General features: G+C 38.7%; 10 protein-coding genes and 1 pseudogene. 8 read left to right on the top strand and 3 right to left on the bottom strand.

Annotation, left to right across the window (positions count from 1 at the left end):
* Window positions 1-78: 78 nt before the first annotated feature.
* Window positions 79-1263, top strand: coding sequence for a Pycsar system effector family protein (locus ASG38_RS06725; RefSeq protein ID WP_056068413.1), 1185 nt, complete (start codon window positions 79-81; stop codon window positions 1261-1263).
* Here the strand turns inward: ASG38_RS06725 and ASG38_RS06720 are convergent.
* Complete coding sequence (locus ASG38_RS06720) at window positions 1260-3632, bottom strand: GAF domain-containing protein (RefSeq protein ID WP_056068411.1); 2373 nt, start codon at window positions 3630-3632, stop codon at window positions 1260-1262. The genes ASG38_RS06725 and ASG38_RS06720 overlap by 4 nt on opposite strands.
* A 408-nt stretch (window positions 3633-4040) precedes the next feature.
* Here ASG38_RS06720 and ASG38_RS06715 point away from each other — a divergent pair, with 408 nt between their 5' ends.
* From ASG38_RS06715 to ASG38_RS06695, 5 genes are all read left to right on the top strand, one after another.
* Entirely contained in the window at window positions 4041-5102 is a 1062-nt protein-coding gene (locus ASG38_RS06715) for an efflux RND transporter periplasmic adaptor subunit (RefSeq protein WP_056068409.1), read from the top strand.
* Window positions 5103-5108: 6 nt separating this feature from the next.
* A complete protein-coding gene (locus tag ASG38_RS06710) occupies window positions 5109-8198 on the top strand; it encodes an efflux RND transporter permease subunit (protein WP_056068407.1) in 3090 nt (1029 codons plus the stop codon).
* Entirely contained in the window at window positions 8185-9519 is a 1335-nt protein-coding gene (locus ASG38_RS06705; RefSeq protein ID WP_369814298.1) for a TolC family protein, read from the top strand. The genes ASG38_RS06710 and ASG38_RS06705 overlap by 14 nt, the downstream gene beginning before the upstream one ends.
* 81 nt (window positions 9520-9600) lie before the next feature.
* A complete protein-coding gene (locus ASG38_RS06700) occupies window positions 9601-10083 on the top strand; it encodes a DUF1761 domain-containing protein (protein ID WP_056068405.1) in 483 nt (160 codons plus the stop codon).
* Window positions 10084-10147: 64 nt separating this feature from the next.
* Window positions 10148-11296: a peptidogalycan biosysnthesis protein gene (locus ASG38_RS06695; protein ID WP_056068403.1), complete on the top strand. Its 1149-nt coding sequence runs from the start codon at window positions 10148-10150 to the stop codon at window positions 11294-11296.
* A 283-nt stretch (window positions 11297-11579) separates the two neighbouring features.
* Here the strand turns inward: ASG38_RS06695 and ASG38_RS06690 are convergent, their stop codons facing one another.
* The gene (locus ASG38_RS06690; protein ID WP_056068401.1) at window positions 11580-12455 is read right to left on the bottom strand and encodes a diacylglycerol kinase family protein; all 876 of its coding nucleotides are present in this window, start codon (window positions 12453-12455) and stop codon (window positions 11580-11582) included.
* Between the two features lie 61 nt (window positions 12456-12516).
* Between ASG38_RS06690 and ASG38_RS06685 the strand changes: the two genes are divergently transcribed.
* A complete protein-coding gene (locus tag ASG38_RS06685) occupies window positions 12517-13506 on the top strand; it encodes an App1 family protein (protein ID WP_056068400.1) in 990 nt (329 codons plus the stop codon).
* 30 nt (window positions 13507-13536) lie between these two features.
* Here ASG38_RS06685 and ASG38_RS06680 read toward each other — a convergent pair whose 3' ends face one another.
* On the bottom strand, window positions 13537-15441 hold the full coding sequence (locus ASG38_RS06680; protein WP_056068398.1) for an ABC-F family ATP-binding cassette domain-containing protein: 1905 nt from the start codon (window positions 15439-15441) through the stop codon (window positions 13537-13539).
* 71 nt (window positions 15442-15512) lie between these two features.
* Here ASG38_RS06680 and ASG38_RS18260 point away from each other — a divergent pair.
* Window positions 15513-15691 (top strand): annotated as a pseudogene (locus ASG38_RS18260) (DUF983 domain-containing protein); the annotation flags it as partial.

Here is a 15691-nt window from a genome sequence, read left to right as displayed (position 1 = left end):
GTTATATTTCGTTTACGTGTTACATTAAGCCAAAATAATTTCATAATTTGGTAGTGGATTTAATTCAATTTATTTGATATGAATATTCTTCAAAAAGCTGAAAATTTTATATTTCAATTATTCAAAGATAACTTATCTTCCGATTATATTTACCATAATTTTAATCATACTTTAAGGGTTGTCGACAGCGTGCGCCAATTGATAAAAGGAGAAAAAGTTTCTGAAGAAGATGCTGAAATTCTTGAAATTGCGGCCTGGTTTCACGATGCAGGATATATCAATGGAGGTGAAAGACATGAAGAAAAAGGGGCACAGATTGCCGAAGATTTCCTAAAGGAAAATGGATTTCCTGACGACAAAATTTCCAAAGTTAAGGCACTCATAATAGCAACTGAAATCAAACGCACTCCTGAAAATCATTTGGAAATGATTATCCGCGATGCTGACTGCTCCCATTTCGGGCATAAAGAATATTCCAATTTTGCGGAACTGTTGCGTCAGGAATGGAAAATTGTTGCCAAAAAGGAATTTTCCAATTTAGAATGGGCTAAAGAAAACAGGACTGTTTTCCTCAAATACCATCGTTTTTATACCGATTTCGCGAAGGCAAACTGGCAACCTCAAAAAGACCTTAATCTTTCTGAATTGCAGGATAAGATTACGGATTGGGAAAAAGGAAAAAAGGAAAAGCCAAAAGACACCCTGAATAAAAAAAAGCTGGAACGATTAGAAACTCCTGAAAGGGGAATCGATACCATGTTTCGCGTGACATTGAACAATCACACCAAACTCAGCCAGATTGCAGACAGTAAAGCCAATATTCTTCTTTCTGTCAACGCCATCATCATTTCGATTGCCTTGTCTACCTTAATCCCTAAACTGGACAGCCCGACAAATGCGCATTTGATTGTTCCTACTTTCGTGATGCTGATGTTTAGTGTAATTTCTATCATTTTTGCCATACTTTCCACACGTCCAAAAGTAACAAGCGGACTTTTTACACGAAAAGATATTGAAGAAAAAAAGGTCAATCTGTTGTTCTTTGGAAATTTCCACAAAATGCCTCTTGATGAATATCAGTGGGCAATGAATGTGTTGATGAAAGACCGCGAATATCTTTACAACTCCATGATTAAGGACCTTTATTATCTGGGATTGGTATTGAACCGAAAATACAAACTGCTTCGCATTACATATACCGTATTTATGTTTGGAATCATCACCTCCGTAATTGCCTTCGTATGGGCATTCAAGACGGTCTAATTCTTAACCGACAGCTCTTTTACCAAATCCTGATAGGTATAGCCGTTTTCTGAGTCTTCAGGCTGGCTATACAGAATTTCTACACGCAACGCTTTTAGTCCGGTAACACCCTGCAGGTCTTCTACCTCAAAAGTTTCAATAGCGCCCAGCTTGTTTTTGTGCTGTAGGAGGCTGATATATCTTCTGTACTCCACTTCTTCCTGATGTTGTGAATAGACAATCGTAATCTTGCCTTTTTGAGTAATCCTTTCGTCTGTTCCCTTTATGTTCGATTTGTCGATTCTTTTTTTCACAACTTCATAACGGGCATTATAGGTACCGTCAACATCAAAACGTTTTTCGTCCATTCTGAAGCGTATTGAAATTGGCGTACTGAAAACAAGTATCAGTGAGGTCACATCCAAATCATATGCAAGCGAAGGACGCATATGGTAATATTCGTTTTCCATCTCACACAATACCTGAAGTTGCCATAAGCGCAAGTTGCTTAAATAAACATGGCTAAATGAAAGCTGCGGTGCAATGGAAGCACCAATATAAAGGTTATGTTCCACTCCATCCGTCTTAAACCGTTCGTAATAGTGTGGGAAAAAAGACTGGGCTTCTTCTTGTTTTTTATCAAGTAAAAAAGCCATTTTTTTATTGATAAGTGAAAGCGTCTCGTCAAAATCTTTACGCGCATCATAGACCATCATTATTTTAGGGTCCAACGATTTAAAATAGGTATCTACTTTTGCCCGAACAACTTCATTGGAGTCCTTAAAATGATGTAACATAGGATGCACTTCGTTGAGCACATAACTCTGAATAAGGGACTCCGTGTCGGCTTTCAAAGTTTCTTTGAGTTGTTTTTCCAAATCTTCCAGCTCAAAAATATTCTGGTAAATTACCGGAAGTTTCAGATTGTCACTTACAAAACGAAGCAATCTGAGAAGCCGTTCAATCTGGACTGTAAGGTCTTTTTCTATAGCTTCGTTTCGCGCTACAGAAGAACCTTTGATATCAATTTGTCCGTAGAGCGGATATACTTCTTTAAAAACAATTTCTTTAAAAGGCAAATCCCTGGCATTTTTATCAGTCGTATGCAAGGAAGCTTCCTCTCTGAATTTCCAGTAAACACTTGGGTGGATAGCCGTATATTCTTTTTGGATTATGGCATCAATTTGATTTTGCATGTCTGAAAAATACCGGTCAATAGTATCTACCAGAAAAGGCATAACCAAATCCAACTTGTTGGCATTGACACTATTCAGCTGTTTTGGCTCTGACGACACCAATTCAACGATTCCAAGAAATTTTTCATCTTTGATAACCGGTGCAAAAATACAGCTTTGCACATTCTGAGAAAGCAGGTGCTCTGCAAATCCTTTTTCTTCCGGGTTGGCAATCAGAAATTCTTTTACATCTGAAATGATAAAATACTTTTTCTGTCCTACCAGGGTTTCCAGCGAACATTCGCCTAAAGCATTACGGCACTCTTCCTCCATACCTGTCAATAAAAAGCTATGCATTTCTTCTTCAAAATCAGCTTTTTTTAATCGGGTACCATCACTGCTAAAGGCAGCAAAACCGGTTCTTAAATCGGGTATTTTATAGATAGACCTGAAGATAGTTTCGATTGTCTCCCTTTTTAATTCATTTCCTTTATCATTACTTAAAAGGTTACTTTTCAGATTAGAAATGGCGCTTTCAACCGAATTATCGTAAAGCGTCATAATCCCGAAACCTTTAAGTATCCAGCTACCCGGCGGAAATTTTTCTTTCCAAAGCGCCAGGTCATCATAATTGTCAATCAACAAATTGATGTCTTCCTGAGTAAGCGCAATTGATTTTTCAGTAGGAAATACTTCCAGAAAATCTGCATTATAGAGAATCCGATAATGTTTTATAATTCCATCCGCATTTGGAATGTCATAAAAAATAGGAGTACTGAAATCAATTTTACTACCATAATAGTAATTCAGGATAATCAGACAGTTCATGACATAAAACTGATGCTCGTCAAAATCCCTGATTATGATTTCAAAATCTTCACCAGCTTCACTTATAATCTTGTTAAGCCTTTCTGTAGTATTAAAAATATAATTGTCAAACGGAATCGTTACCGCCTTAATTTCGTTATGCGTCAAGGCCGTTGGAAACAGGTCTGACAAAAGATATTTGATACGCAGGTAGTGCTTTTCAATCTGCTGATACGATTCAATACCATCTCTTAGCTCCGGATAAGGTTCAATTTCCTTTAAAAGTCCCTTTGCATAAGCGGCACGATAATCTACATCTGAATCGGCTATTTCTTCCAAAACCTCAATCACTTTCGCAAAAGAAATCTTGACTTTAAAAGGACTGAGATTATCGTGAATATGGTTCATATTTCGAAGATTCAAATTGTAGGCAAATTTACGAAAATAAAAGATTCGCAAATCCAAAAGAAAACAAAAAAGCCGTCAGATAAACTGACGGCTTTTTCAAATAAAAATCTAAAAACTAAATACTATTTATTTTGAAAACAGTGAAACTGTTTTTGGTTTTCTTTTTAAATTTATTACTAAAGCTAATATAGAAAAATAATTCGCGTAAAAAAAAGAAAATCGATAAAACGCATGTTTATTTAACTTTCGGCATTAAACCTTTCTGTTGTTTTCCGGTCTTACTTTAAGATTATTTGAAAAATGTTAAAGTATAGTAAAGAAAGTCATTCGTTTAAATAATAAAATTTAGTTTTGTTCGATGCCTAAATCTGGCTTTTCTTAACTTAAAATTATAATTACCCTGTTCACATGAAAATAAAACATCTAGTTTACGCAATTCTACTTCTTGGTATTGGCGGTATGATTGCCTATCGGATTATTAATAATAAGAAATCAGAATCAGAAAACGGAAAAGGACAGGGAAATAAAAAACCATCAACAGTTAGCGGCGTTGTAGTAAAACCTCAAAATTTTGCCGATGTACTTTCACTTTCCGGCTCGATTGAAGCTAACGAACAGATTGATGTACGCAGTGAAGTTTCCGGAATTGTTGAAAGCATCAACTTCAATGAAGGTACAATGGTATCAAAAGGGCAGGTGCTTTTTAAAGTAAACGATATCGAATTAAGAGCCCAACTGGCACAAGCCAAAACAGCACAGGGATTGGCTTCCGAAAACGAAAGAAGGGCAAAACTGCTTTTGCAAAAAGAAGCGATTAGCCAGGAAGAATATGATATTGCCAGTGCCGATTTCAAATCTGCCAAGGCACAATCACAACTCATTAGTGCCCAAATTGCAAAAACTACGGTACGTGCTCCTTTTTCCGGAAAAATAGGACTTCGCTCGATTTCCGAAGGAACTTACGTGACGCCAACTACCATGATTGCAAAACTGGTAAACACCAGCCGGTTGAAAATTACTTTTTCTATCCCGGAAAAATACGCTTCCCAAATGAAAGTTAACGGTGAGTTTACATTTACTACTGCAGGTTCGCCGGAAAAATTCAAAGCCAAGATTTATGCCATCGAACCGGAAATTGAAGTAGCAACGCGAACACTCAGACTAAGAGCTATTGCCGAAAACCCTGAAGGTAAGCTCTATCCCGGAACCTTTGCAAACGTCATACTTCCATTAGACAATATTCCGGATGCCTTACTGGTTCCTACGCAGGCACTGATCCCTATCCAGAACGGAAAGAAACTGTTTATATCCCAAAACGGGAAAGCGAAAGAAATAATCGTTAAAACAGGAGCGCGAACAGATAAAGACATCCTGATTACTTCAGGCATCAAAGCAGGAGACACCGTATTGACTACAGGAGTGATGACACTAAAAGACGGAATGCCTGTCAAAGTCCAAATAAAAAACTAAACCCAAATGAGTTTATCTACCACGAGTATAAAAAGACCGGTTCTGACGATTGTCTTGAATCTCATGCTGATTCTTTTTGGAATTATTGGCTATACTTATCTGGGCGTACGTGAATTTCCCTCTATCGATCCGGCACAAATTTCCGTAAGGACGAGCTATACCGGAGCAAATGCCGACATTATCGAATCTCAGATTACCGAGCCTTTGGAAAAGGCCATCAATTCGATTGACGGTATCCGAAATATTACTTCCTCAAGTAATCAGGGAAGCAGCAACATTACGATCGAGTTCAACCTGGATAAAAATTTAGAAGAAGCCGCCAATGATGTGCGCGACAAAGTATCACAGGCCGTAAGAAGTCTTCCGCAGGACATTGATGCTCCTCCGGTAGTTTCAAAAGCCGATGCGGATTCCGAACCTATTATCACGATGACCGTACAGAGTGACAATAAAAATGTTCTGGAACTTTCGGATTATGCGGATAATGTCATCGCGCAGCGTCTGCAAACTATTCCGGGTGTCAGTAGCGTTCAAATCTGGGGACAGCGTAAATACGCGATGCGCTTATGGATGGATCCGATCAAAATGGCCTCTTATGGCGTAACTGTTTCCGACGTAAGATCTGCCCTGGCGAGCCAGAATGTAGAATTGCCATCCGGAAAATTGACCGGAGCCAATACAGAACTGACTGTCAAAACCGTAGGAAACCTTTCCACGGAAGAAGAATTCAATAACATTATCATCCTGGCACAAGGCGAAAAAATAGTCCGCTTTAGCGATATTGGTAATGCCGCTCTTGAAGCCGAAAACCTGGAAACCAAATTAAGCGATTCCGGACAGGAAATGGTCGGGATGGCAATTATTCCGCAACCCGGAACCAACTATCTGGACATTGCAAAAGCCTTTTACATTCAATACGACCAGCTAAAAAGAGATCTTCCTAAAGATTTCAAGTTAAATATAGCCATTGACAATACCGTATTTGTAAAAAAAGCGGTTGTAGAAGTAGCAGAAACTTTATTGATAGCCATTGTACTGGTAGTACTGATTATTTACCTGTTTTTCAGAAACTGGGCCATCGCATTCCGACCGCTGATTGATATTCCGGTTTCCCTGATTGCTACTTTTTTCATTATGTGGCTTTTCGGATTTTCCGTAAATGTACTTACGCTTCTGGCAATCGTACTCGCTACGGGTCTGGTCGTGGATGACGGTATCGTAGTTACTGAAAATATTTTCAAGAAAGTCGAAGAAGGAATGACACCCATTGAAGCGGCTATCAAAGGATCCAATGAGATTTTCTTTGCCGTTATCTCCATTTCGATTACCCTTGCCGCCGTATTCCTACCCGTAATATTCCTTGAAGGTTTCGTAGGAAGGCTCTTCCGGGAATTTGGTGTGGTGATTGGTGCGGCCGTTTTAATTTCTGCTTTTGTATCCCTGACCCTGACTCCAATGCTGAATGCCTATCTTATGAAAGGCGGTGAACAGAAAAGGTCTAAATTCTATGAATGGAGCGAGCCTTACTTTTTAAAAATGAACTCGGGTTATGCCGATGCGCTGGGTCGATTCATGAAGCGTAAATGGTTGAGCTTCCCTATCCTTATTATTTGTATCGGATTGATTGCTTTATTTTTCAGCACGCTGCAAAAAGAAACAGCTCCTTATGATGACAGAAGCTTTATTGGTGTAAACGTAACGGCACCAGAAGGAGCATCGTATGATTATATGGACCGTTTTATGACGGAACTGTCAGACTTAATCAACGATTCAATCCCTGAGAAAAAAGTGAGTTTGATTATTACTTCCCCGGGATTTGGTTCTGCATCAGTAAACAGCGGACGTGCCAGGATTGCTTTGGTAGAACCTGGCGAAAGAGAACGTTCGCAAAAAGAAATTGCAGAAGATCTTACCAAATGGACAAAAAAATATGCCGAGGCTAAGGTTTCCGTATCAGAACAGCCTACTATTTCCGTAAACCGACGTGGTGGACTTCCGATACAATATATCATTCAGGCGCAGAACTTTGAAAAACTAAGGGAAAAGATTCCTCAATTTATGGATGAGGCCGCGCAGGACCCTACTTTTTCGATTACCGATGTCAACCTGAAATTCAACAAGCCTGAAATTTATGTGACTATCGACAGGGAAAAGGCACAGAGTCTTGGCGTTTCCGTAATTGATATTGCCCAAACATTACAGCTTTCTTTGAGCGGACAACGTTTTGGCTATTACATGATGAATGGCAAGCAATATCAGGTTATGGGACAATTCGACAAAAAAGACCGCGAAGCGCCTATCGACCTTACTTCTATTTTCGTAAAAAATGCAGCAGGAGAGCTAATTCAATTGGACAACCTTGTTACTATTGAAGAAGAAAGCAGCCCGCCGCAATTGTACCATAACAACCGTTATATGTCTGCTACGGTTTCTGCCGGACTTGCTCCCGGAAAAAGTATCAGCGACGGTATCGATGCGATGGAACGCATCAAAGAAAAAGTCCTTGATGAAACTTTTACAACCGACCTTGGAGGTGAATCCCGTGATTTCGTAGAAAGTAATTCCAATACTGCTTTTGCCTTTGGATTGGCATTATTGCTTATTTACCTGATTTTGGCAGCGCAGTTTGAAAGCTTTATTGACCCGTTTATTATCATCCTGACAGTTCCTATGGCAGTTGCAGGAGCCTTATTCTCGCTTTGGCTGTTTGGCCAGACCTGGAACATTTTCAGCCAGATTGGAACTATTATGCTTATTGGACTGGTGACGAAGAATGGAATCCTGATTGTAGAATTTGCCAACCAACTCCGGGAACAGGGCAAGAACAAAATGGAAGCCATTATGGAAGCTGCAGAATCGCGTCTGCGCCCTATTCTGATGACCAGTTTGGCCATTGCTTTAGGAGCGCTTCCAATCGCATTGTCTTTGGGAGCAGCCTCAACCAGCCGTATTGGTATGGGAGTTGTTATTGTGGGCGGAACCTTATTCTCGTTGATACTGACATTATTTGTGATTCCTGCTATCTATTTTATGTGGTCCAGAGAAAAGAAACACAGGCCAGAATTTGACAACATAAAAGAATATGAAAAAGAATAATCGCATGACTTCTAAACTATTTTTTCAGATTGTTTTCTTTTTTGCCATTTCACTGGCAGCAAGAGCCCAGCAAATCTTAACGGTCGAAGATGCGGTAAAGATTGCGTTGGAAAACAATTACGAAATAAAAATTGCCAGCAATGAGCTAAAAATCGACCAGCAGAATGTTAGCCTTGCCAATGCAGGCGTATTACCACAGCTGAATGCCAATGTAACAGACAACAACAGCATCCAGAATACCACACAAACACAATCCGACGGCTCAGAGCGCAAGCTTAACAACGCCAGAAATATGAACCTTAATTATGGGGTGGCCTTAAACTGGACTATTTTTGACGGTATGGGGATGTTTGCGCGTTATGACCGGTTGAAAGAATTAGAAAAATTAGGCGATGCTGAGCTCAAACTTGCCATCTTTACAAAGGTTTCTGATGTCATCACGACTTACTATGACCTTGTACAGCAGCAACAGCAACTGAAAGCGCTTGATACGGCAATTGTAATTTCCAATCTGAGAATTACTACTGCCGACAATCGTTATAAAATTGGAAAAGCCTCGAAATTAGAAGTATTGAATGCACAGGTTGACCTCAATACGGACACTACTGCCCTGCTCCGACAAAAAGAACTGTATGCCAATACTAAAATTTTCCTGAACGAAATTTTGGGCAGGGATGTAAAAACAGAATTTGTTGTTGCCGACGAAATCGCCATTGATGGAACACTTTTGCTTCCGGAACTGATGGCATTGGCAGAAAAACAAAATCCGCAATTGCAGGCACAGATTATCAATAAACGGATTAGCGAATTACAGCTCAAACAAGTCAAGGCGAGCCGCTATCCAACTGTAAACATTACATCGGGTTATAATTTTTCACGCACAGAAGCTTCACTCGGCTTTATCACCCAGTCTTCAGGACAAGGATTTACGTATGGCTTTAATGCTTCCATGAATATTTTTAACGGCGGACTTCAAAACAGAAACGAAAAGGCGGCCAAACTTCAGGTAGAAAATTCCAAGATTGTTATCGAGCAGCAATTACAAACTTTACGTTCGCAGTTGTCGTCTGCTTACCAGACCTACCTGACCAATCTGGAACTGACCAAGCTTGAAGCCAAAAACGAAGAAATTGCGAAAGAAAATCTTGATATTACTTTGGCAAAGTTTAAAATCGGAACGATTGCACCTTTGGAATTCCGTGAAGCACAACTTAATTATGTTAATGCAAAAGTCCGAAACAGCAATGCACAATATGCCGCTAAAGTATCCGAAATTAACCTAAAAGAATTGGCGGGAAATTTATCACTTTCTCAAAATTAAGCCTTTCAATTAAACTATTCTCAGTTTAATGTTAATTCATTTACTTATCTTTGAATAACAAACACTTAAACAAAATCAATCATGGAAGTAAATTTTTTAGCATTGCTCGTTGCGGCGTTATCGACGCTGGTTGTCGGTTTTATATGGTATAACCCAAAAGTTTTCGGAACCGCCTGGATGAACTCGGCCGGACTTACGGAAGAAAAATTAAAAGGTGCCAACATGGCTAAAATTTTTGGTCTTAGCATTGTATTTGCCTTTTTAATGGCTTTTATTTTGCAATTTCTCGTCATACATCAATGGGGAGCTTTAGCGGCAACCGGCGGAGACCCTGACCAGGCTGGCCCTGCTTACCAGGCATTCATGGCAGAACACGGAACCAAATTCCGAACATTTAAACACGGTGCTTTGCACGGTTTTATGACCGGACTATTTTTTACATTTCCACTAATTGCCATCAACGCGATGTTTGAAAGAAAAAGCTGGAAATTTATCTTTATCAATTCCGGCTATTGGATTGTGAACCTGACTATTATGGGCGGAATTATTTGTGCCTGGATGTAAACATATAGTATTCTAAAGTCTCGTCCTGATTACTATCAGGACGGGATTTATTATTTTTTAGCAATTGGAAACTACTTTAAGCTTCAAGCTTTTTACTGCAACTTCTGAGCTTCCCAAAAATTGGGACAGCCTTACAACTGCTAACATCTTTCTTTCAAAATCCTATTTAAAAATACTCGAAACGGCTGCTCCGGATAATATGTCCTGCCATTTTATTGGTCTCTTTCGGGAAGAAAAGCTGATTGGGATCGCACTATCCCAATTTTTAGATCTGAGTAGGGTGAATTCTTACGGTGAAAGAGACAATTGCGCAAAAACTTCTATACGAAAATTTATATTCAAGAATTTTAGCTCTAAAGTTCTGATTATAGGTAACAACATGCTTACAGGCCAGAATGCTTATGAATTTGATTCCGGCCTGCCTTATTCTGATGGTTTGGTATTGTTGAAAAAGGCAGCAATCGAAATTGAAAGAAAATTACGGAAGAAAGGAACCAATACCCATATCACAGTATTCAAAGATTTTAAAAAAGAAGACCTCCATTACTTCAGGCTACGTGAATTTGATGAGTTTTATCAGTTCAGTACACAACCAAACATGGTCTTCACTATTCGGGATAACTGGAAAAATGAGGCTGATTATATAAACGCACTAAATAAAAAGTACCGTGACCAGTACAAAAGGGCACGAAAAAAATCAGAAGGCCTGACCAAAAAGAAACTTTCTTTGGAAGAGATTCAAAAACAGGAAAAAACGATTTATGATTTGTATTATTGTGTGGCTAAAAATGCTCCGTTTAATACTTTTTACCTTCCTGAAAATCATTTCTCCAGCTTCAAGAAACATCTCAAGGATAACTTTCTGTTTTATGGCTATTTTGAAGGCGAAAAAATGATTGGTTTTAACACCCTTATTAAAAATGGCGGTGCTGTAGACACTTATTTTTTAGGCTATGATGACAACTGCCAAAAGGAAAAGATGCTCTATCTCAACATGCTTTATGATATGATTTGCTATTCTATAAATAAGGGATTCCGGCAGATTATTTTTGCACGGACTGCATTGGAAATTAAAAGTTCTGTGGGTGCTGTTCCTGAAAAAATGTATGGGTTTATCAAACACCACAATTCTTTTATCAATCTTTTTATCTCCCGTATTTTTGGCTATTTAGAACCTGAATTGGCCTGGAAAGAACGAAATCCTTTTAAATAGTTATGGGGAAAGTTGATAACCCAATAAAAATACAATCTTGCACCTCAGAACCTTAGTGCCTTAGTGACTCTTATTTTTTTGGAACGCGGATTTTCACGGATTTAAATAATTACGCGAATTTAAGAAGCCTTAAACTTAGCACCTTAGAACCTTAGTCCCTTAGAACCTTAGCACCTTTTATTTTTTGAAACGCGGATTTTCACTGATTAAATAATTACGCGGATTCAAGATACCTTTAAACATAGCACCTCAAAACCTTAGAACCTTAATATCTTAGCCTCTCTCAAGGAACCGCCACCCGCATCTGATTAGGAAGAATTTCTACCTCTAAACGGGTCACTTCATCACAATATTCGCCATCTATTTGAAAACTTACCGGTGAATTCGTTGTGACAACTGCCTTATCTGTCGATATGATTTCAACGTCATCATTTTCAACAGGCATATTTCCAGACAGTATTTTACTGAAAACGATCAGGTCAAGGTTTTTGAGAATTACTATTTCAAATTTGCCATCGTTCATCACGCCATTCGGATTAATCGCAACACCGGTACCATATTTTTGGGAATTGGCCACAACTACCATTCTGGCTTCTGTTTCGATACGTCCGAGATGTGTTTCTATAATGGCATGAAAAGGAGGCTTGAGTCCGGCAAGCGTATTAAAAGCCTGTAAAGCATATCCCAATTTTCCACGGATACTGCTGTTTTCATAATTCTTTATCAATTCAGCGTTAATACCTATGTCGCTCAGATGGAGGCTTTTTTTCCCGTTGATGGAAATCATATCCATTTCCATATAATTGTTATTGAACGCAATTTCCAGATTCTCTTCCAGACTATCCGGAAGGTTGAGGTCTACAGAAAGTCCGTTAGCAGAACCTGCAGGCAGTATTCCCAAAATTACATCATGATTTTCCACAGCTTCTGCCACCATCTTAATAGTGCCATCACCGCCAGCGATTATTATTCTTTCCGCCTTATTTTTCTCCTGAAGTTTTTGGATTTCAGACTCATCGTTTTTTCCCGTTGTTTCATAAACAACCAAATGTATGTCCTGTTTAACTGCATATTCTTTTGCTTCACCAATAATTTCTGCCTTATCAATATCACCGGATATCGGGTTAACTACCAGAATATAATTCTTTTGCGTGCTCATGGCTTGTGTATGCTATATTTTTTTGTAATTTGTTATATCGTAATATAAATATAAAACATTTATGAAGCCAATCCTAAAGTTATATCGAGGTTATGCAAATGATCAGGAATTAATTGTGATGGGGCATATTTTCAGACCAACGACTAAAGAAGATTACGATTTTCAAAAGAAAAATTTCAAGAATGCCAAATCGGTTATCCGCATGTTCCGAATCAAAACGCAAAAAAATGCTTCGATTTATCTGGAACACCAGGGCATGAAAATCCACACGAAAAGCCTGGATGATGGCTATTTCAAATTTTGCATCCCATTGTCAAAGGATCTGGCTTATGGCTGGAACGAATATAAAGTCAGCACTTACCATAATAGTAAAGAAATTTCGAGCAAAGGCAGCTATATACGCCCTCATGAGGGCAACTGGGGATTCATATCGGATATTGATGATACCTTTTTGGTTTCCCATACCCGAAATCCTTTCAAAAAACTGTACATACTTCTTTTCAGGAACGTCAATGACCGTAAAATATTTGAAGATGTCGTACCCCATTATCAGGCTTTGAGTTCTGCCGGCAGAAACAGTGATACGGAGAAAAATGCTTTTTTTTATGTTTCCAGCAGCGAATGGAACCTCTACAGATTCATTACCCAATTCACGGAACTACACGGTCTTCCTAAAGCTGTATTGCTTTTAAAAGACATCAAAACCAGCCTTACTGATTTCTTTCTTACCGGCAGGGGCAATCATGATCACAAATTCGAAAAAATCAAGCATATTCTGGAATTTTATCCCCATCTGAAATATGTATTGTTGGGAGACGATTCGCAACAGGACCCGTTTTTATATGAAGATATCTGCAAGATTTTTCCGGTTACTGTCAAAGCGGTCTACATCAGGCAAACAGGCAAAAACAAAAAGAGCAAAGCCATTGAAGCTATGGCAAATATGGAAAGTATGGGAGTTGACACCTGTTATTTCAGGAACAGCAAGGAGGCGATTGAGCATTCAGAACGAATTGGTATTACATCACAGGATTTTCACGAAAAGCTATAAAAAAGCCGGAAACAAGTTCCGGCTGTATCTCTAAGCATTTTCAATTTCCATCTGAATCGCTTCCCATTCTTCCAAAAGATTATCCAGGTCTTTTTTCTTTTTATTATAGGCAATGAAAAAAGAAGCATCTTCTATATGTTTGTCATACTCGGACTCTAATAGCTTGTCGTCTTTCTGAATGTCAATTTCCAACTGTTTAATCTGGCTTTCCACCTTACTCAGTTTATTTTGAAGTGCTTTATTTTTTTTCTGTTCGTCATAAGACAACGACTTTTCTTTTGGGGTTTCTTTCTTAACGACATCTTTCTTTTCCACTTCACGCATATTTTCAAGATTGCGCTGCTCTAAGAAGAAATTAATGTCACCCAAATATTCCTTTATCTTCTGATTTTTGAACTCATACACTATATTTGACATTCCCTGAAGGAAATCCCTGTCGTGAGAAACCAACAGCAAAGTCCCTTCATATTGCTGCAATGCAGCTTTCAATACGTTTTTCGATTTGATATCCAAGTGGTTTGTAGGTTCGTCCATCACAAGCACATTTATAGGCTGCAATAACAATTTACAAAGCGCCAGACGGTTTCTTTCGCCCCCTGAGAGCACTTTTACCTTTTTTTCGACATCATCTCCCCTGAACAAAAAAGAACCCAGCATATCGCGTACTTTTGAACGATTGGTATCATTAGCGGCATCCTGCATGGTCTGAAGCAACGTTATCTCACCATCAAGATATTCTGCCTGGTTTTGGGCGAAATAACCCAACTGCACGTTGTGTCCTAATTTTATGGTGCCCGTATAGTCAATCTCGTTAACTATAGCTTTGATAAAAGTTGACTTTCCTTGTCCGTTCTGACCCACAAAAGCAATCTTACTGCCTCTTTCGACCAACAGCGAAATATCTTTCAGAATCGTCTTGTCGCCATATTTTTTAGTTACATTTTCCGCTTCAACAACTACCTTCCCGGGAGTTACCGAAACCGGAAATGAAATATTCATAACGGAATTATCGTCTTCATCGACTTCAATCCTTTCCACCTTATCCAGTTTTTTTATGAGCGACTGCGCCATCGAGGCTTTTGAGGCTTTTGCCCTAAACTTCTCGATTAATTTTTCGGTTTCCTCAATTTTCTTGGCCTGATTTTTCTGAGTAGCTAATTGCTTCTCACGGATTTCCTGTCGCAATTGCAAATATTGCGTGTACGGTTTATTAAAATCATACGCTTTGCCTAGTGAAATTTCAATGGTTCTGTTTGTTACGTTATCCAAAAACATCTTATCGTGCGAAACAATGACTACAACACCGGGGAAATTGCGTAAAAAACTCTCCAACCAAATAATCGATTCAATATCCAGGTGGTTCGTAGGCTCATCCAGCAACAATATGTCATTAGACTGCAAAAGTAATTTCGCCAGTTCGATACGCATTCTCCAACCTCCGGAAAAGGTTTCAGTCTGGTTATTGAAATCTTCTCTTTTAAAACCCAGTCCTAATAAAATCTTTTCTGTATCACCTACATAATTGTATCCGCCCAACAAATCAAAACGATGCGTATAGTCAGACAAATCTTCAATAATCTGGCTGTACTCTTCACTTTCGTAATCGGTTCGCTCAACTAACTGCTTATTGATTTCTTCCAGCTTTTTTTCAACGATTTTTATTTCTGTAAATGCTTCATAGGCTTCTTCCAAAACCGTCCTTCCTTGTTCGAAGTCGATATCCTGACGAAGAAATCCTATTTTGACTTCCTTTTCAGTAGCTATGCTTCCTGTATCAGGAGCAATATCACGCGCCAGGATTTTCAGCATAGTAGATTTTCCAGCACCGTTTTTACCAACAAGACCTACCCTGTCACCGGCACCCAATCTGAATGTAATTTCTTCAAAAAGATAAGTACCACCGAAAGAAACTGACAAATTATGTATATTAAGCATTTATTATATTTTTTTTGTAATTGTATGTGTAAATTTGTAATGCCAAATACGGCAATCAAAATTTTTTGCAAATGTTAAAAAAAGGATCCAAATTATATAGTATTTTAACAGGAACTTGTCCTAAATGCCAGAAAGAGAACATGTATGTGGACAGAAACCCCTATAATCTGCCTGCCGTTTTCAAAATGCATGAAAAATGCAGCCACTGTGGTCAAAAATACAAGATAGAACCTTCCTTTTTTTATGGGGC

This window comes from Flavobacterium sp. Leaf359 (assembly GCF_001423985.1).
GTDB lineage: Bacteria > Bacteroidota > Bacteroidia > Flavobacteriales > Flavobacteriaceae > Flavobacterium > Flavobacterium lindanitolerans.
The sequence above is the reverse complement of the archived record's forward strand: the minus strand, read 5'-3'. Positions and strand labels throughout refer to the sequence as shown.